19 protein-coding genes and 1 tRNA gene are annotated in these 17,378 nt (G+C 67.7%); 5 read left to right on the plus strand and 15 right to left on the minus strand.

Features of this window, described 5'->3' with window-relative positions; genetic code table 11:
* The 3 genes from BMZ21_RS30565 to BMZ21_RS05400 all read right to left on the minus strand — a co-directional run.
* On the minus strand, positions 1 to 192 hold a 192-nt coding region (locus BMZ21_RS30565), incomplete at its 3' end, for a hypothetical protein (protein ID WP_208862227.1).
* A gap of 186 nt (positions 193 to 378) precedes the next feature.
* Positions 379 to 1,182, minus strand: coding sequence for a transglutaminase-like cysteine peptidase (locus BMZ21_RS05395; RefSeq protein WP_244543717.1), 804 nt, complete (start codon positions 1,180 to 1,182; stop codon positions 379 to 381).
* Between the two features lie 102 nt (positions 1,183 to 1,284).
* Positions 1,285 to 1,764, minus strand: a complete 480-nt coding sequence (locus BMZ21_RS05400; RefSeq protein WP_091830658.1) for an MgtC/SapB family protein — start codon at positions 1,762 to 1,764, stop codon at positions 1,285 to 1,287.
* 112 nt (positions 1,765 to 1,876) lie between these two features.
* Between BMZ21_RS05400 and BMZ21_RS05405 the strand changes: the two genes are divergently transcribed.
* Positions 1,877 to 2,158, plus strand: coding sequence for a hypothetical protein (locus BMZ21_RS05405; RefSeq protein WP_091830660.1), 282 nt, complete (start codon positions 1,877 to 1,879; stop codon positions 2,156 to 2,158).
* 252 nt (positions 2,159 to 2,410) lie between these two features.
* Positions 2,411 to 4,126: a caspase family protein gene (locus tag BMZ21_RS05410; RefSeq protein WP_091830662.1), complete on the plus strand. Its 1,716-nt coding sequence runs from the start codon at positions 2,411 to 2,413 to the stop codon at positions 4,124 to 4,126.
* Between the two features lie 397 nt (positions 4,127 to 4,523).
* Here BMZ21_RS05410 and BMZ21_RS05415 read toward each other — a convergent pair.
* The 5 genes from BMZ21_RS05415 to BMZ21_RS05435 form a co-directional block, all read right to left on the minus strand.
* Positions 4,524 to 4,599, minus strand: a tRNA-Phe gene (locus BMZ21_RS05415).
* 538 nt (positions 4,600 to 5,137) lie between these two features.
* On the minus strand, positions 5,138 to 5,347 hold the full coding sequence (gene yacG / locus BMZ21_RS05420; RefSeq protein ID WP_091830665.1) for a DNA gyrase inhibitor YacG: 210 nt from the start codon (positions 5,345 to 5,347) through the stop codon (positions 5,138 to 5,140).
* Entirely contained in the window at positions 5,337 to 6,161 is an 825-nt protein-coding gene (locus BMZ21_RS05425) for an SDR family NAD(P)-dependent oxidoreductase (RefSeq protein WP_091830667.1), read from the minus strand. Before BMZ21_RS05425 ends, yacG begins: the two co-directional genes overlap by 11 nt.
* 109 nt (positions 6,162 to 6,270) lie before the next feature.
* Positions 6,271 to 7,698 carry an L-lactate permease gene (locus tag BMZ21_RS05430; RefSeq protein ID WP_091830669.1) on the minus strand — a complete coding sequence of 476 codons (1,428 nt, stop codon included), beginning with the start codon at positions 7,696 to 7,698 and terminating at the stop codon, positions 6,271 to 6,273.
* Positions 7,699 to 7,719: 21 nt separating this feature from the next.
* Positions 7,720 to 8,370 carry a Maf-like protein gene (locus BMZ21_RS05435; RefSeq protein ID WP_091830671.1) on the minus strand — a complete coding sequence of 217 codons (651 nt, stop codon included), beginning with the start codon at positions 8,368 to 8,370 and terminating at the stop codon, positions 7,720 to 7,722.
* Positions 8,371 to 8,667: 297 nt separating this feature from the next.
* Between BMZ21_RS05435 and BMZ21_RS05440 the strand changes: the two genes are divergently transcribed.
* On the plus strand, positions 8,668 to 9,045 hold the full coding sequence (locus tag BMZ21_RS05440) for a hypothetical protein (protein WP_143079655.1): 378 nt from the start codon (positions 8,668 to 8,670) through the stop codon (positions 9,043 to 9,045).
* Here the strand turns inward: BMZ21_RS05440 and BMZ21_RS05445 are convergent.
* The 3 genes from BMZ21_RS05445 to BMZ21_RS05455 form a co-directional block, all read right to left on the minus strand.
* Positions 9,042 to 9,899, minus strand: coding sequence for a CDP-alcohol phosphatidyltransferase family protein (locus BMZ21_RS05445; RefSeq protein ID WP_091830675.1), 858 nt, complete (start codon positions 9,897 to 9,899; stop codon positions 9,042 to 9,044). The genes BMZ21_RS05440 and BMZ21_RS05445 overlap by 4 nt on opposite strands.
* Before the next feature lie 205 nt (positions 9,900 to 10,104).
* Positions 10,105 to 10,845, minus strand: a complete 741-nt coding sequence (locus tag BMZ21_RS05450; protein ID WP_091830678.1) for a phosphatidylserine decarboxylase — start codon at positions 10,843 to 10,845, stop codon at positions 10,105 to 10,107.
* Positions 10,846 to 10,949: 104 nt separating this feature from the next.
* On the minus strand, positions 10,950 to 12,605 hold the full coding sequence (locus BMZ21_RS05455; protein WP_091830680.1) for an FAD-binding dehydrogenase: 1,656 nt from the start codon (positions 12,603 to 12,605) through the stop codon (positions 10,950 to 10,952).
* 148 nt (positions 12,606 to 12,753) lie between these two features.
* Between BMZ21_RS05455 and BMZ21_RS05460 the strand changes: the two genes are divergently transcribed.
* Together BMZ21_RS05460 and BMZ21_RS05465 are read left to right on the plus strand one after the other, a co-directional pair.
* Positions 12,754 to 13,755, plus strand: coding sequence for an SDR family oxidoreductase (locus tag BMZ21_RS05460; protein WP_091830682.1), 1,002 nt, complete (start codon positions 12,754 to 12,756; stop codon positions 13,753 to 13,755).
* A 47-nt stretch (positions 13,756 to 13,802) separates the two neighbouring features.
* Positions 13,803 to 14,261, plus strand: coding sequence for a hypothetical protein (locus BMZ21_RS05465; RefSeq protein WP_167561542.1), 459 nt, complete (start codon positions 13,803 to 13,805; stop codon positions 14,259 to 14,261).
* Positions 14,262 to 14,318: 57 nt separating this feature from the next.
* On the opposite strand, the gene BMZ21_RS05470 is transcribed toward BMZ21_RS05465, so the two are convergent.
* From BMZ21_RS05470 to BMZ21_RS05485, 4 genes are all read right to left on the minus strand, one after another.
* Positions 14,319 to 14,822 (minus strand): hypothetical protein, encoded by a 504-nt coding sequence (locus tag BMZ21_RS05470; protein ID WP_091830686.1) that lies wholly within the window; start codon positions 14,820 to 14,822, stop codon positions 14,319 to 14,321.
* Between the two features lie 101 nt (positions 14,823 to 14,923).
* Complete coding sequence (locus BMZ21_RS05475) at positions 14,924 to 15,811, minus strand: DMT family transporter (RefSeq protein WP_091830688.1); 888 nt, start codon at positions 15,809 to 15,811, stop codon at positions 14,924 to 14,926.
* Entirely contained in the window at positions 15,808 to 16,461 is a 654-nt protein-coding gene (locus tag BMZ21_RS05480) for a class I SAM-dependent methyltransferase (RefSeq protein WP_091830691.1), read from the minus strand. Before BMZ21_RS05480 ends, BMZ21_RS05475 begins: the two co-directional genes overlap by 4 nt.
* On the minus strand, positions 16,458 to 17,306 hold the full coding sequence (locus BMZ21_RS05485) for an AraC family transcriptional regulator (protein ID WP_091830693.1): 849 nt from the start codon (positions 17,304 to 17,306) through the stop codon (positions 16,458 to 16,460). The genes BMZ21_RS05480 and BMZ21_RS05485 overlap by 4 nt, the downstream gene beginning before the upstream one ends.
* Between the last annotated feature and the right edge of the window lie 72 nt (positions 17,307 to 17,378).

Consider the following 17,378-nt stretch of genomic DNA (forward strand, 5'->3'; position numbering starts at 1 on the left):
GGCGGAGGCCACGGCGGCAATGGCGGAGGTGGAGGTCACGGCGGTAACGGTGGCGGCAACGGCGGAGGCCACGGTGGCAACGGCGGCGGCGGCCTTGGCGGCGGTGGCGGTGGCGGTGGCCATGGTGGCGGTGGCGGTGGCCACGGCGGCGGTGGTGGTGGCCACGGCGGCGGTGGCGGTGGTGGTGGCCACGGTGGCGGCCTCAGCCGCTGACGCGGCAGCTCCATTCGGCCGGGCCGTGTGCCAGCCCGGCCGGATCGTGCGCGTTCCCAGGCGAACGATGCGAGCGCCTTCGGCCGGCAGCCGGCGCGGATCGGAGCGCACACGTCATGACATGCCCCGTCTTACCGGACGGGGCATTCTCGGCGAGCGGCCCGCTCAGGGACGATACGAGCGGCGGGTCGCGGCGGTCACGGCGATAGTGCCGCCATCGATCGCTTCCCAGGCGCGGGGATTGGACTGCGACATGCGGGTGAAGAACAGATATCCGGTTTGCGTCCAGGGCAGCAGGCGGGAGGTCTTGTTGTCGAGAACGAGATCCCCCTCGGAGGTTATCGCCATCAGCACCGCGTGTCCCTCGCCAGCGGGCGTGCCGACGACCGCGATCAGCAGGGCCGATGACGGCCAGCCGCGCTCGATCAGGTGCTTGCGCTTCAACAGCGCGAAATCTTCGCAATCGCCCTGCCCGTCGGCCGGGATGCTCCAGACATCCTCACGGCCATGATGCTCCCGGTCGGAGATTTCCCATATCGCGGCGTTTACCCGCGCATTGACCTCCTGCAGGTCGCGCTGGCGCTCCGGCGTCAGCACAACCTGCCGCGTCAGAACGCCGGATCGGCGGCATTCCACCGGGTTCCTGGCGCAGAAATCGAGGAATGCCGGCGGCGGCGACGCCGGCCCGCGGGTCCGCGCCGCGAGCTGATCGGCCCTGGCAGCGCTCGGCACGCTTCCGGCGAGCAGAGCGACAACGCCCGCCCATGCCGTGATGAAGGCAGGCATCGTCATGGTCGAAACCACATCATGGTCCGCCTTGCTAAGGGGAGAGCGCGGGATCGGCAGTCGGAAGGATGGGCGCCTTTGCTTAAGAAAGAAGGCGATTCTGTGATGAGAAATGACGGGAGATTCGGACGACCGAAGCAAGGCTGAACGCGCCCCGTCGACAGCATCCGCGACGCGCGCCATTGCGCGCGAAGTGAGTATTTTCCCTTAAAATATTGATTTTACTTAAAAAATTCTCCAATTTGACAGCAAGCCAAAGCGGTCGGCTGGGCGGTTTCAGCCCGATCACGCAACTCCGTCGCCACTGCCCTGCACGCGATCTGGCCGGCCGGCCCGGCGCTCGATCGAATGATCCACGATCAGCAGCCCCAGCGCGAGCACGGTCGCCGACGCCACGACGGCATGATCGCCGAGCCCGGCAGCGCAGCCAAGCGCCGCGGTAACCCAGATCGCCGCCGCCGTGGTCAGGCCCTGCGGCGCGGAGTGGCCCTTGCGCAGTACGATCACGCCGGCGCCGAGGAAGCCGATGCCGGTGAGGATCCCCTGCACCACGCGGCTGGCGGCGTCGATCTGCTGCGGTTCGCTGAAGATGGTCGCGGCAGCAGCCGTGCCGAGGCCGACGAGCCCGAAGGTGCGAATGCCGGCGGCGCTCTGCCTGCCGGTCCGCTCCCAGCCGACGACGATCCCGGCCGCCATCCCGGCCAGCAGGCGCAGCAGGAGGTCGACCTCGGCCCAGATGTCGAAACTCAGCTCATCGAGGCTCATGGTTCCCCTCCGCGTGACGATTGCCCGTGCGGCCTGAACGCGCGAGAGAGCAAGCTGTTGCCACGCGTAGTTCCTGCCGCCAAGACCACCGCATCCAAGCAAGGTTCGATAGATGCCCTATACCGACCCGCTCGAGCCGATGCTCCAACGCGAGGAGGAGCTGCGCCGTCAGATCGCGAGACGCCTCGCCGAGGAGGCAGGCGCCATACCGCTCGTTTTGTCGGTCGACCATCTCGCCGCCGCCGACGAGGCGATCGCCACCTGGGCCGAGCAAGGCGAGGAAGAGCAGGACCAGCGGGCGTTCCGGCCGATCGGTCCGCTGCAGGAGCTGCTGGCCGAGCACCGCGACATGATCGAGCGCATCGCCGAGTTGCAGGACAGGCGCCTCTCCTGACAGCCTGGAGCAACTCCGCAAGTCTTCGAGTCACGGACTTGTTCCAAGCCTTTGTTTCATCGCATTTTCTTCGCGCGATCCGGTGGCCGCTTCGCTCGCGAATTCTCTACCGCTTCGCTTCCTCGCAATTCCGGACGCAAGACCGCTCCACACTTCAGCTGGAGTTGCTCTAGGAGGCCCGGGACATCGCGTGTTGCGGCCCGCCTGCCGAAATGCGACTCTGGCGGAAAGGTTGCGAGCTGGGGTCGCGCCATGCGGTTCGGCAATGGGCTGACGGGACTGTGGCGCCGCCGGGAGGCCTGTCACCGGCTGTCTCTGTTCGTCTTCGGATTGCTTCTCACGGCCTCGGCCGCCGTCGCGCAGCAAGAGCGCCGCGTTGCTCTGATCGTCGGCGTCGGCGCCTATCGCAACGTGCCCGCGCTCCCCAACCCGCCGAACGATGCGCGGGACCTCGGCGCGGTGCTCGACCGCCTCGGCTTCGAGACGGAAACGCTGGTCGACCCTGATCGGCTGGCACTGGAAGCAGGGGTCAGGCGCCTCGGCCAGCGGGCCCGCGGCGCCGATGCAGCGTTCTTCTTCTTCGCCGGCCACGGACTCGAGGCGTCCGGGCGCAACTGGCTCCTGCCCGCGCCGGCGGAGATCCGCAGCGACCGCGATTTGCGCTTCGAGGCGCTCGATGTCGACAGCGTGCTCGAACAGCTCGACGGCGCGGCGCGGCTTTCGATCCTCGTTCTCGATGCCTGCCGCGACAATCCCTTCCGCAAGCGCCTGCAGGCCTCGGGTCGCGGCGCGCCGGCTGCCTCCGGGCTCGGCCAGGCGAGTGCAACGGTCGGGACGCTGCTCGCTTTCGCCACCGCGCCCGGCACGGTGGCCGATGACGGTCGCGGCCGGAACAGCCCCTTCACCACCGCCCTGCTGAAGCGCATCGAGACGCCGGGGCTGGAGATTCGCCAGCTCATGGCCGAGGTCAGGCGCGAGGTCCGCGAGGCGACGCAGGGGCGCCAGGTGCCGTGGGAGAACTCCGCCCTGGAAGGCAGTTTCTATTTCCGCGCCGCAGCCGCCTCTACGCCGGCTCCGGCGGCAGCCCCTTCCGCTGCCGCTCAGGCCCCAGGCACAGCAGTGCCCGGCGCCGAGACGGTGTTCTGGGAAAGCGTGCGCAGCAGCCGCAACCCGGCCGATCTGCGCGCCTATCTGGCGCGCTTCCCGGCCGGCGTCTTCGCTTCGCTGGCGCGCAACCGGCTGGAGGAGATGGAGCGCAATCGCTCGCCCGACCTGCGCCGCCCCGACGCAAGCAGCGCGACAGCGCTCGATCCGGCAACGCCCGAGGGGCGCGAGGCGCTGCTGCTCAGCGTCCTGAGCCTCGACCGCACGGTTCCCCGCGGGCGCCTCGAAGCGCAGGTGCGCGCCTTGCAGGCCTACCAGGAGAGCAAGCAGCACCGCGCCATCGCCATCTCGCCGAAGCAGCAGCGGAGCTTTCGCGTCGCCGAGAGCCCCTCAGCCGCTGCGGCCGAGGAACTGGCCCTGGAACGCTGCCAGCTTCGCAACGACGAGCCCTGCGTCCTGTTCGCCGTGAACGAGGCGTTCCGCACGCCGCAACAGGGCGGGGAGTGGCCGCGCCGGGACATGGAGCGGCTGCGCCACGAGGGCCCCTATCGCCCCGACAAGGTGCCGGCGATCACGGCGGAACGGCGCAAGGAAGCCGACATCGCCGGCTATGGCCGGGCGCGCGAACCGAAGGCGATGGCGATCCACCCGCTCGGCCGCATCTTCGTCAGGACCGGGGCGGCCAGCGCCCTCGCGGCCGAGACCGAGGCCTTGAAGGTCTGCAACGACGATCCGGCCCGCGACGGAGCGACCGGCTCCTGCTTGCTCTACGCTGCCGGCAACACCGTCGTGCTGCCCGGCCACCATACCGCACCGCTCGCCACCGATCCGGCTGGGGCGGCCAGGCCGACGAGTGGGCGGTGAGTGGCGCAGTGGGCGTCGTGCGATTTGTCGAGGAGGTGAGCACAACAGCCATCGCTGCCTCGGCCGACTACCCGATCGCTAGCGAGGCGTTCGCCGCTTAGAAGGAATAGCAGGGCCAGCTGTCGTTTCGTCCGATCGGGCGATTGCAGCAGTTGTCGGCCGCGCATCAGGAGATCGTGGAGCCGATCTTCGATGAGCGCGGTTGGGGGAAGGCGGCGAATCCTGACATGTTCGCCGCTCAATAGAACATTATGAGAATAAACACAGGAAGCGAAGGCAAGCTTGGCCGACTTCCGCATTGATATCGATGAACTTAGTAACCCAGCCCACAGTATGCGCCATTACGCACTGAAAGCCCTGGCAATTTGGGCGCCATCGAAACTGCTCGAAGGAAGAATGGTGCCCAGGGCTGGAATCGAACCAGCGACACTGCGATTTTCAGTCGCATGCTCTACCAACTGAGCTACCTGGGCGTCCCGCGAAGCGCGCCGCGCTTCGGTTGGTGGAGGCGATATAGAGGCATGGGCATGGGCTGTCCAGCCGACAAACGATCCTGCCGGTGGGAAAATTTCGACCTCTCCGGCAAGGGGATCGAAAATCGGGGCTGAGACGGCCTCTTTTCACTGCGCGCGGCCTGAACGCCGCTTCGCGCCAGGCTGGCCGCGAACGCGGCAACGCAGATGCTGACAAGCCCCGGAACCAAAGCGCGGTAGTCGGGTTGATGCGGCGGCGCCAGCGATGGCGCCGTGCCTACCGCCGATCTCGAGCACGCCGCGGATGTACCGGCAGTTCGATCGCGCGGGAGGCGGAATTCAGGGCGATGAGCCCACCGAAAAGTCCTGACCCGTCGCGCGGCCGGTCAGCGAATGGCCCGGCGTCCTCCCGAGAGGGAAACGCCGGGCCTTTCCATTAGAGCGGTTCCGCAATTCTCCGAATCGCGGAACTGCTCTACATCTTTGTCTTATCGCATTTTCTTCCCGCGAACCGGCGTCCACTTCGCTCGAAAATGCTCTAGCTGTCCTCGCCCTGCCGCGTCGGTGCTTCCTCGGTCTCCTCCAGCGGGTCGCCTGGGATCACGTAGTTGCCCTTGAGCCAGCGGCCGAGGTCGATATCGGCGCAGCGGGACGAGCAGAACGGCTTGAAGCGCTGCACGGCCTCCTTGCCGCAGATCGGGCAAGGCCGCGCAGGCGGGGCCGGATTCTCGGGTTGTTCAGGCGCCATATTGCAAGGTCACTCCGCCATCGACTGGAAGCTCGATGCCGGTGACATAGCGCGCTTCGTCGCTGGCGAGGAAGAGCGCCGCCCAGGCGACGTCCCAGGCCTCGCCCATGTGGCCCATCGGAACCTGCGAGTCTCGCTTGGCCCACATCGCTGCGACGTCGCCCTTGCCATAGGTCTGGGCGAGCCCGGCCGAATGCTCGACCATCGGCGTCTTCATCAGCCCGGGCAGCACGGCGTTCACGCGGATCTTCTGCGGAGCGTACTGGGCCGCCGTGGTGCGGGTGAGCTGGTTCATCGCCGCCTTGCTGGCGCCATAGCTGGCATAGGGCACGCCGGTGTGGCGGATCGAGGCGATCGAGGAGATGTTGATGATCGAGCCGCCCTGCCCGCCCTCGGCGAACTGGCGCTGCATCACCGGGATCACATGTTTCATCGCCAGGAAGCAGCCGGTCAGGTTGACCTTGAAGACGCGCTCCCAGGTCTCCAGCGGCAGGTCGACGACGCTGCCGACCTCGGCGATGCCGACATTGTTGTCGAGCACGTCGATGCGGCCGTAACGGCCCAATGTCGCCTCGACCAGCGCACGCAGATCGTCCTCGCTGGTGACATCGGTGCGGATCGCGAAGGCCTCGCCGCCTTCGCTGGCGATGATGTTCGCGGTCTCCTGCGCAGCCTCGAGGTTGCGGTCGGCGCAGACGACCCTGGCGCCCTCGCGGGCGAACACCGTCGCCGTCGCCTTGCCATTGCCCCAGCCCGGGCCGATCGAGCCCGCGCCGGCGACGATCGCGACCTTGCCTTCGAGACGTTTCGTCATGGCGATGTTCCCTGCCCTGCACGCTTGCTTGCCGTTGGCGCCACCATCGGCACTCGCCGCGGCCGGAGCAAGCGCATGGCATGCAAGCCGGCATGCGCGTGGACAGCGCTCAGGCGAGTTGCGCGGCCGCGAGCGCGATGGCGGTGGTGAGGCCGACGACCAGCACGAACCAGGGCCAGAGCGCGCGCATTGCCTGCCCGGTCTCAGGCGTCGTCGCCTTGATCAGGACCTGGCCCATGGTGACGCGGACCGGGCTGACTGCCGTGAGCAGGCTGCCGGCGACGACCGCGGCGGCGATCACCGCCAGTCTCGCTTCACCGGCCGGGACGAGCGCGGTCGCGAGCGGCATCGAGACCGCGCCGGCGCCGGTGTTCGAGCCGGTGAGATAGCCGCCGAGCGCCCCCGCGACCGGGACGATCCCGGCCGACCAGGAACCGAGCACGCTGCTGACGGCGAGCCCGATGCCGCCGGCAAGGCCGGAGCCGACCATGATCCAGGCCATGCCGACGAGCAGGAAGGTCAGCAGCGCCGCCCGCCCCGAACGCCGCAGCGTCAGCTTCATCAGGGTGGTCGCCTGCTTCGCCCCGCCCCGGCGCAGGGCGACCACGAGCGCGATGACGAGCAGCGGCAGCGCCGGCGAGAGCAGCGGCGCGAAGGTCGAGGCGTCGGCGAACGGCTTGAAGGACGGATGCTCGAGCCGGTCATGGACCGCCGGCACCAGCCGCATCAGCGCCAGTGCGACGACAAGAGCGATATAGGGCGACAAACGCGCCAGCAGTGCCCGATCGAGCCCGGCCCAGCCCTTCACGCGCAGGACACGCAGCAGCATCACCGGCGCCAGCGCCGCGATGGCAGCGAGTTCCAGCGGCAGAGTGAGATTCGCGGCGACGAGCAGGGCCATCAGCAACGCGATCAGGCCGGCCCATTCGAGGCGGTCGGAGAGCGCGGGCGGCAGCCTGGCCTGCCGCGACAGGCGCCAGAACAGCGGCAGCAGCACCGCCCCGAGCAGCGCCGTCGCCAGCGCGATCCGCCAGATCAATGCCGCGAGCGGGACTCCGGCGATATCGGCGCTGATCCTGGTGCCGATGCCGAGCGCACCCCAGGGCACCAGGATCTGGCTGAAGGTGGCGAGCGCCAGTGCCGGCGCCTTGTCGACGCCGAGGCGCCGGGCGCCGGAAACGGCGACGACATAGCCGACGCCGAAGCCGGTCGCGGTCTCCAGGAACGGCCCGCGCAGCAGGCAGGCCTCGGCGAGCGCGCCATGTTCGGGCAGGGCCGGGTCGGCGTTATCGCTTGCCTTCTCCAGGCTGAGGGAAAAGGCGAGCCCCGCGATGATGACCAGTGTCGCCGGCAGGCCGATCCAGGCTCCGGCGGCGAAATGCCCGATGATCGCAGCGGCGTCGGGCTGGCTGGGGCCAGCGATGTAGGCGACGAGCGCGGCGCAGAGCGTGCCGGCCAGCCCGGCGGTCAGCGCCGAACGCCCGGACAGGATCAATCCGAGGAAGAGGATCAGCGGCGACAGCCAGACCAGAACCATGATCGCCTGGCCTACGCCCGCTCAGCCGACATTCAGCCAGCCGAGGCGGATCGGGAAGCCCTCGCCGCCGAGCAGATTGACCGTCTCGTAGAGCGGCAGGCCAACAACGCCGGTATAGGAGCCGACGAGCTTGACGACGAAGGAGCCGGCGATGCCCTGGATGGCATAGGCGCCGGCCTTGCCGCGCCATTCGCCCGAGGCGAGGTAGTTCTCGATATCCTCGTTCGAGAGTCGCTTGAAGCGCAGCCGCGTCTCGACGATGCGCTCGCGGATCGTGCCCGCCGGCGTCGCCAGCGCGACACCGGTATAGACCCGGTGCGCCCGACCCGAGAGCAGGCGCAGGCACGCTGCGGCCTCGTCGACGATCTCGGCCTTGGGCAGGATACGCCGGCCGACAGCGACCACGGTGTCGGCGGCGAGGATATAGGCACTTTCGAGATCGGGCCGCCCTTTCAGCCCGGCAAGCCCGGCCTCGGCCTTGGCGCGGGCGAGCCGGCGGGCGAGATCGCGCGGGCGCTCGCCCTTGAGCGGGCTCTCGTCGAGATCGGAGGGCAACAGTGCGTCGGGCTTGAGTCCGGCCTGTTCGAGCAGGGCAAGGCGCCGCGGCGAGGCCGAGGCCAGGACCAGCTTCGGGCGCCAGCCCGGCGGCTTCTGGGAGCTGAAGAGATTCAAGTGTCGGCTCGCTGCGCGTCCGGGACGATTTCCCGCAAGGCTTTAGAGCCAGTTGCGGAATATCCCAAGCCCTCTATGTCCAGACCCTCTCCGCGGAAGCCCGGCCAACTGGTTGTCCTGCCGCTCGCGCGTGGGGTGGCCGCATCTCCTGTGCAATGCGCAGAATTTGAGCGTCGCCATGCATGGTTCCGGATTGCACTAACCCGTTTAGCTTGCCACATCAGACAAGCGGGCGTGGCGGCGACCCGCAAGGCTCGGCCTACACGGCCCCCTTCTCGTCACCGGAGAGCTTTCGCCATGGCGTCACGAACTGGATCTGCCTCGACCGTCGCTCTGGCGGCGGACGCGCAAAGCGTCCTTGCCCAGATGGTCGCGATGCAGGTCGATGCCGGGCTCACCATTGCCATGCGGATGCCGATCCTGGCCAAGGGCGCCCTCGGCGACGCTAGGGGCCAGCGCGAGGCCAGCAAGGCGGTGGTCGAGAAGGCCGCGGCCCTGGCCGAGAGCAGCTTCGCCATCGGCCATGCCGCGACCCTGTTCTGGTGGAGCATGGCGCTCAACCCGCTGACCCCGAACGGGCTCGGCGAAGCGACGGCCAAGGCCGTCCACAGCACGCTGGAGCCGTTCTCGCGGCGCACCCGCGCCAATGCCAGCCGGCTGTCGAAGCGTCGTTAAGCCTTGGGTTCTGAGCCCGTCTCAAGCACCGGCTCGGCGACCGTCGGCAGCGCTGCCGTGGCGTCGTACTCGCGCTCCAGCTTGCGATAGCGTGCCACGCTGACTGGGATCAGCGCGAGGTAGGCCGCGACGACCAGCGCCAGCATCTCGAACGGATAAGCGAAGAGCAGGCCGGCGATGACGACGACGGCGACGAAGATCGGCAGCACCTGATCGCGCGGAACGCGGGTGCCGAGCGTCTTGCCGGCATAGCAAGGGATGCGCGAGATCGTCAGGAAGGCGATGAACAGGATGTAGAGGCCGACGAAGGGAGCGCCGTACTCCCTCACCGGCATGCCGACGAACTCCAGGTAGAACGGCAGCATGGCGGTGATCGCGCCGGCTGGGGCCGGCATGCCGACGAAGAAGTTCTTCTGCCATTCCGGCCGGTTGGGATCGTCGATCATCACGTTGAAGCGCGCCAGCCTGAGCGCCATGGCACAGGCCAGCGTCAGCACGATGATCCAGCCGAAGGAGCGCAGATCGTGCAGGACGAAGGTCCAGAGCACGAAGCCGGTGGCGACGCCGAAGCAGACGAAGTCCGAGAGCGAATCGAGCTCGGCACCGAAGCGCGACGTGCCCTTGAGCAGGCGCGCAAGGCGCCCGTCGATGCCATCGAGCAGGGCCGCGACCAGGATGCAGATTGTCGCCGATTCGAACTTGCCGTCGACGGCGAGACGCATTGCGGTCAGGCCCAGGCAAAGGGCGATCAGCGTCACGACATTGGGCGCGATCAGCCGGAACGGGATCGCCTTGAAGCGGGTCCGCTTCGATTCGACGCGCTCGGGTTCGAAAGGCGGAAAGAGGTCGCTCATATCAGCGGGAATACGCGGTTTTAAGGTGAGAGGGAATGGGCAGGCGCGGGTTTCCCTCTCCCGTGTGGGAGAGGGGTACGGGTGAGGGACCACCGCTGACTGTCAGGGTGAGGTGGCTGCCGCCGCAATTTCTACGGCTGGGGCAGGCCCTCATCCCTACCCTTCTCCCACACGAGAGAGGGCTTCCCGCGCCCTTCCTCGAAACTCAAATACCCCGGAACGCCCGGCCGATGTCGTTGCCCGAGAAATCCGCCAGCACGGTCTCGCCGGCGATCGCGGTCTGGCCCTCGCCGACCAGCGGGACGACGCCCTGCGGCAGATAGACGTCGACGCGCGAGCCGAAGCGAATCAGGCCGAAGCGCTCGCCCTGGCCGAGCGGGTCGCCTTCCTTGACGAAGGGGACGATGCGGCGGGCGATAAGCCCGGCGATCTGGACGACCGCGATGGTGCCGGCTGGCGTCTCGATCGCCAGCGCGTTGCGCTCATTGTCCTCGCTCGCCTTGTCGAGCTCGGCATTGAGGAAGAGGCCGGGCGTATAGGCCATCTTGGTGAGGCGGCCGGCGACGGGGCTGCGGTTCACATGGCAGTCGAAGACGTTCATGAACACCGAGATGCGCGTCATCGGCTCGGCCGGCAGCTCCAGCTCCGGCGGCGGCACCGCGGTGGCGATCTGGCTGATGCGGCCATCGGCCGGCGAGATCACCAGCCCCTCGCGTTGAGGCACAATGCGGACGGGGTCGCGGAAGAAATAGCAGATCCACAGCGTGATCAGCGTGCCGATCCAGCCGAAGGGTCCCCAGAGCTGGCCGAGCACCAGCGTCGCCACCACGCCGATGGCGATGAAGACATAGCCTTCCTTGTGGATCGGCACGATCGTCCGGCGGACGGAGTCGACGAGAGACATGGGCGTAAAGTCCTGTTGCTCTTGTTGGCGCGGCGCGCGCATCTGGCAGCGCCTTCGCGGCGGGGTTGAGGCCGCAAGACGGCGTAGCTGTTTAGGCTTTTGCGGGCTTTTGCGAAAGAGGCGCGGGGACCGCGCGACAATCGATCCTATCCAACCGCCTTCGCCGCCGCCCTCCCCGCCACGCGTCCCGAGAAGATGCAGCCGCCGAGGAAGGTGCCCTCCAGCGCGCGATAGCCGTGCAGGCCGCCGCCGCCGAAGCCGGCGGCTTCGCCGACCGCGTAGAGTCCCGGCACCGGCTCGCCGCCCTGCCCCAGCACGCGCGCCGAGAGATCGGTCATCAGCCCGCCCAGCGATTTGCGCGTCAGGATGTTGAGGCGGACCGCGACCAGCGGGCCGTGGGCCGGGTCGAGGATGCGATGCGGTTTTGCCGTGCGGATCAGCCGATCGCCGAGATAGGCGCGGGCGCCCCGCAACGCCGTGACCTGCAGATCCTTGCCATAGGGGTTCTGCGCATCGCGGTCGCGCGCCTCGATCTGTGCCCGCAGATGCGTCTCGTCGATCAGCCCGGCGCCACCGAGATCGTTTATCCTGGAGACCAGTCGCGAGAAGTCGGCCTCGACGATGAAGTCCTCGCCCTTGTCGAGGAAGGCCTGGACCGGCGCCGGCATGCCGGCCCGGGCACGCTGGATCACCTGGCGCCAGCTCTTCCCGGTGAGGTCCGGGTTCTGCTCCGAGCCCGAGAGCGCGAACTCCTTGGCGACGATGCTGCGGCTGGTGACGAACCAGGAATGGTCGAAGCCGGTCCGACGCAGATGCTCCAGCGTGCCGAGCGTGTCGAAGCCCGGGAAGAGCGGCGCCGGCAGGCGGTTTCCCCGGGCATCGAACCAGAGCGAGGACGGGCCGGGCAGGATGCGGATCGCATGCGCCGGCCAGATCGGCGCCCAGTTGGCGATGCCCTCGACATAATGCCACATCCGGTCGCCATTGATCAGGCGGCCGCCAGCCGCCTCGGCCACACCGAGCATCTTGCCGTCGACATGGGCAGGCACGCCGGAGAGCATGTGTTTTGGCGGCTCGCCAAGGCGTTGCGGCCAGTTGCGGCGGACGAGATCGTGATTGCCGCCGATGCCGCCGGAGGCGACGATCACGGCCTGCGTTTTGATCGCGAAAGTGCCGGTCACCGTCCGGGAGCTCGCCTGCCCGCGTTCGACCGCGCTCTCCTCCAGCACCTCGCCCTCGACGCCGTCGATGGCGCCGCCGCTGTGCGTCAGGCCGGTGACGCGGTGGCGGAAGCAAAGCTTGATCAGCCCGTTCTTCTCAGCATCCGCGACGCGGCGCAGGAAGGGCTCGAGCACGCCCGGGCCCGTACCCCAGGTGACGTGGAAGCGCGGCACGGAGTTGCCATGGCCGGTGGCGAGATAGCCGCCGCGCTCGGCCCAGCCGACGACCGGGAACCAACGCATGCCCTGCCGGTGCAGCCAGCTGCGCTTCTCGCCGGCGGCGAAGTCGAGATAGGCGTCCGCCCATTGCTTCGGCCAATGGTCGTCGTCGCGATCGAAGCCGGCCGAGCCGAACCAGTCCTGACGGGCGAGGTCGAGCGAATCCCTGATCCGCAGGCGCCGCTGCTCGGGCGAATCGATCAGGAAGAGCCCGCCGAAGGACCAGTGCGCCTGGCCGCCGAGCGAGGCCCGCGGCTCCTGGTCGACGATGACGACCCTGCGGCCGGCATCCGCCAATTCGGCCGCGGCGACGAGGCCGGCAAGGCCGGCCCCGACAATGACCACATCCGCCTCGAGCGCCATGCCCCCTCCCTGCCGCCGGATTCCGGTTGCGGTCGAGCTTGCCCAGAAGTCGCTTGGCCGCAAGGGCGTTGGATGCCGCGGCGCGCGGAACAGAGCCGGCAGCGACACGTTGCCCAAAGCAACAGGGAAAGCACGCAAGGAGGCTCGGATGGCCAAGACCGCCGCGAAGCGCAAAGACGACAAGGCGCCCAAATCGGTGAAAACCGCCGCCAAGCAGCAGCGGCGAATCCAGAAGGACATCGCCCGCGCCGACGCTCGGCCATCGAAGCAGAAGGATGGCGCGGTGCAAGCCGGCGCCAGAGTCTATCCCGCGCCGCCGTTCAAGCCCCAGCACCAGGCCAAGCCCGGCTCGGAGTCGGCGCTCGATCCGGCACCGATGTACGATGCGCCCTTCTACAAGGGCTCTGGAAAGCTCGACGGCAAGGTCGCGCTGATCAGCGGCGGCGATTCCGGCATCGGCCGGGCGGTGGCAGTGCTGTTCGCCCGCGAGGGCGCCGATGTCGCGATCCTGCATCTTGGCGAGAACGCCGATGCGAGAGAAACGCTCGCCGCGATCGAGAAGGAGGGCCGCAAGGGCATCGCCATCTCCGGCGACATCCGCGATTCAGCCTTCTGCCGCGATGCCGTGGCGAAGACGGTGAAGGCGCTCGGCGGGCTCGATATCCTCGTCAACAACGCTGCTTTCCAAGTGCACTCCCCCCGCTTCGAGGACTTAAGCGAAGAGCATTTCGACACGACGATCCGCACGAATCTGCACGGCTATTTCCATCTGACGCAGGCGGCATTGCCGCATCTCGGCAAGGGCTGCGCCATCGTCAACACCGGCTCGGTCGTCGGGCTGGAGGGGAGCAAGGAGTTGATCGACTACGCCACGACCAAGGGTGGCATTCATGCCTTCACCCGGTCGCTGGCGGCGCATCTGCTGCCGCGCGGGATCAGGGTCAACGCCGTCGCGCCCGGCCCGGTATGGACGCCGCTCAACCCGTCGGATCGGCCGGCCGACGCCGTGGCAGAATTCGGTTCGAAAGTGCCGATGAAGCGGCCGGCCCAGCCCGAGGAGATCGCCCCGGCCTATGTCTTCCTCGCCTCACCACACTGCTCGAGCTACATCACCGGCGAAATCCTGCCGATCATCGGCGGGCATGGCTAGTTTATCGGGCGGATTAAATATTTGCCTCAGAAACGTCACGAAAGATCTTGGAACGTCTGACAAGCACGGCGGTTTCTATATCAGTACACATCATCGACCCGTGGAGGATGAGTATGAAACCTCTGAAGACTGGATTGGTGGCTGGCGCGTTGGCGCTATCGTCTGTCGCGGCGATGGCGCAAGGTGTCGACCTGAGGCCGGAGAACAGCGTTCCGAAATATGAGCGCGGGCCGACAAGCTACGACAATGCACCCCATCGGGGCGGCACGTACAAGCCGGACGATTATCGCCAAGGCTATGACCGGGGCAGCTATGGTAGCGCGCGCTACGAAATGATCTCGCAACGCGAGGCGATCAGGATCGCGCGCCGCAACGGCGTTTCCGAGATCGACCAGGCCCGCTGGAGCGGCAATGTCTGGGTCATCGACGGCTCCGACAGGCGCGGCGAAGAGTTGCGAGTCGAAATCAACGCGCGCGGCGAGATCGTCGACGTCGACCGCAACTGAGGCAGCATCAGAAGACCAGCATGGTGAGAACTTGGGCGGCCTCCGGGCCGCCCTTTTTTATGCCGTTCTCGCCGCAGCCACGCCCGCGCCGAAACGGCGCGCCGCGAGCAGGGTCAGGATCAGGAAGACGATCAGCGCCAGCACCTGGGCGATCGCGAAGGGCGGCTCGCTCTGCGTCGGCGCCATATCGTGCAAGACGTTCACCTTGAGGAAGAGCTGGGCGATCAGCACGAAGATCAGCAGATAGAACGAGAGCACCGCGGTGATCGCGTAAATCCGCCGCCAGACATCGCGCAGGGCGAAGGCGTAGAGCGCCAGCCCCGCAAGCACGATCAGCACAAGCGACACCGCGCCGACGATATGCGAGGGCAGCACCCTGTCGAAGGGGAAGGCGTAGCCGGTGGCACTGCACGCGAAGGCAGTCGAGAGATAGATGCCATTCCAGCGCGGGCTGAGATGGCCCTTCAGCAGGGCGGCCGTCATCGGGAACCCGGCGACGATCGCGATCAGGCTGAGCCAGGTATGGAAGCCCACCAGCGTGGTTGGATCGAGCACGAACATGGCAAAGCCCCCCGCTTCAACCGCAGCGAGCCCACAGCCAGGCTCTGCAAGCCATACTGCCAATCGTGGGGCGTGCTGGCGAGAGGCTTATGGAAAAGTTCTCAACTGAATGGCTCCGCAGCCACAGCAGGCGCACTGGTGCGCTGTTGGCGGGCCGTGGCGAAGTAAGAACCGGCGAGGATCAGCAGGAACCCGACCAATAAGGCGGCGGACAGTGGCTCGCCTAGCACAAGCACTCCGAGCAGCACCGCCACCGCGGGATTGAGATAGGCGATCACGGTCGCTCGGGCCGCGCCGACCTCGGCGATGAGCGCAAACAACAGCTGGAAGGCCAGCGCCGTGCAGACGACGGCGAGGGCTACCACCGCAAGGCTCGCATCGAGCGTGATCCGGGCAGGCCAAAGAGCCGGAACGAAAGGGAGATAGAGGATCGCAGCGACGATCAGTGAAACGACCACCACCGCGCTCGCCTCCGCCTCGGCGAGCTTGCGCACGACAATGATCGGGCCGATGGCATAGCCGAGCGCGCTCAGCCCCAGCGCCAGCGCCGGCCAGAGCTCGACCGGCTGCTCGTCGAAGCCGAGCAGTGCGACGACACCGGCCAGGCCGAGGCCGAGCCCGGCAAGCCGCCCGATCCCGAGCCGCTCCTGCGAGAGCACGACGCCCAGGACCGCGGCGATGATCGGCGTCAGCGCGATGATCAGGCCTGCCAGCGAGCTCGTCACCCGCGTCTCGGCGAAGCCGATCAGGAACCACGGGCCGCTGATCTCGACGAGCGTGTAGAGGATCAGCCAGCCGGGCCGGCGGAAGCCCGACATGATGCCCTTGCCGCGCAGCGCGAAGGGCAGCAGCACCAGCGCGCCGATGGCAGCGCGGCCGAAGGCGACGATGACCGGGTGGTAATCGGCGACGGCGATCCGGATCAGCAGATAGGGCACGCCCCAGATCACGCCGAGGGCGAGGAACAGCAGCCAGGCTTTCCGGCTCATGCCAGCGTGCCTTTCCAGAACAGCGCAGTCAGCCAGCGGCCGTCGCGGCCCTCGAACGAGTGCGACCAGTGCAAGCCGAGCCCGAGTGCTGCGAGAATCGCGATGATCTCGGAACGCGGCCACAGGGCGACGTAATACGCGTTGCCCTTCGTGCCGATTTCGACGCTCTCGCCCTGCCCTTCCCGAAGCGCGAGCAGGAAGACGCCGCCCTCGCGGATCGCCTCCGCGATCCTGGCGAGGACCGAAGGCAGGATCTCGCGCTCGACGTGCTGGAGCACGTACAGCGCCACGACGCCGTCATAAGGGCCGCCGAGTGGATCGCGGATAACGTCGAGGAGATCGGCTCGGCGGCCGCGCCCCGCCTGCAACTGCACGAAGGACTGCGCTCCATCGGTGCGCCTGACGGCAAGCTCCCGCTCCTCGAGCCAGTCGGCATCCCAGCCCGGACCTGAGCCGATCTCGAGCAGATGGCTGCCCGGCGGGACGAGCTTCAGCAGTTCGACAAGCGCCGGCTGGTCGTCAGCCCGCGGCTTGGGCGCCGTTGTTGCCGCGTAGTCGTCGGCACAGCCTTCATAGCCGGCGAGGGTCGAGCTGTTGGAAGCCGTGCGGCTCGCTTGTACCGCCTCCTTGACCGTTTCCGGCGCACTCATCTCCCACCTCCCTCGCGCTCCAGGGGGATCCAGATCTGCAGGCCGCCGAGCCCGGTGCTCGGATCGAAGGCGTCGTTGTGGAATTCTAGGACGGGGCCGTTCGCCGCATTGAGCCCGGCGGCGGGCAGCGCCTCGTTCCAGATCGCCGTGTAGGTGTCGAAGATCGTCGAGACGTGGTCGCGATGCTCGAAAACGGCATAGGTTCGGGGCTCGGTCTCCAGATAGGCCAGCGGCTTTCGCGGCGGAGCGGCCGAGCTCACCTCCGTGGCGCACATGTACTCGAAGCAGCCATCCTCATCGGGCGCGCGGCAGACGCCGATCGGTATGCCCGGAGCCTTGTCGGGGATATCGGCATAGTGGTCGCACATGAATGACTGCCATTGCGCCGGTATCCCGATCGCCGATTCATAGGAGCACGGGGCTGACAGGCCGACGAGGCGCAGCCGACCCAGCTCCCGAACAGTCGGGACCGGAGTCCTGGCGCGTCCGTTGGTCAACCGCAGCGGTGCGACGAGGTCGATCCGCTCGGTGCTGCCAGTGTTGCGAATCTCCTCCGGCGTGGTGCCGAACTGGTCACGAAAAGCGCGGGTGAAAGCCTCGTGCGAGCCATAGCCGAACTCAAGTGCGACCGAGAGGATGTCGGGCGCGCCAGCGGCAAGGCGCTTGGCGGCCTCGCTCAATCGCCGGGCCCGCAGATAGGCCATCACCGGCCAGCCGCTCGCCGTCCCGAAGGCATTGGCGAGGTGCGAGCGCGAGACGTTGCAAGCCGCCGCGATCGAGCCCAGCGTCAGTTCCCGGCTGGAATTGCGCTCCATCACCCAAAGCGCCTTGTCGGCAAGCGACATGCCCCGGCTCCTCCCGCGAAAGTCCCGTGCATATCATCGGCTTCAGCCGGTCGCTTGATCGATCGTCCACAA

It is taken from the genome of Allobosea lupini (assembly GCF_900109525.1).
GTDB classification, from domain to species: domain Bacteria; phylum Pseudomonadota; class Alphaproteobacteria; order Rhizobiales; family Beijerinckiaceae; genus Allobosea; species Allobosea lupini.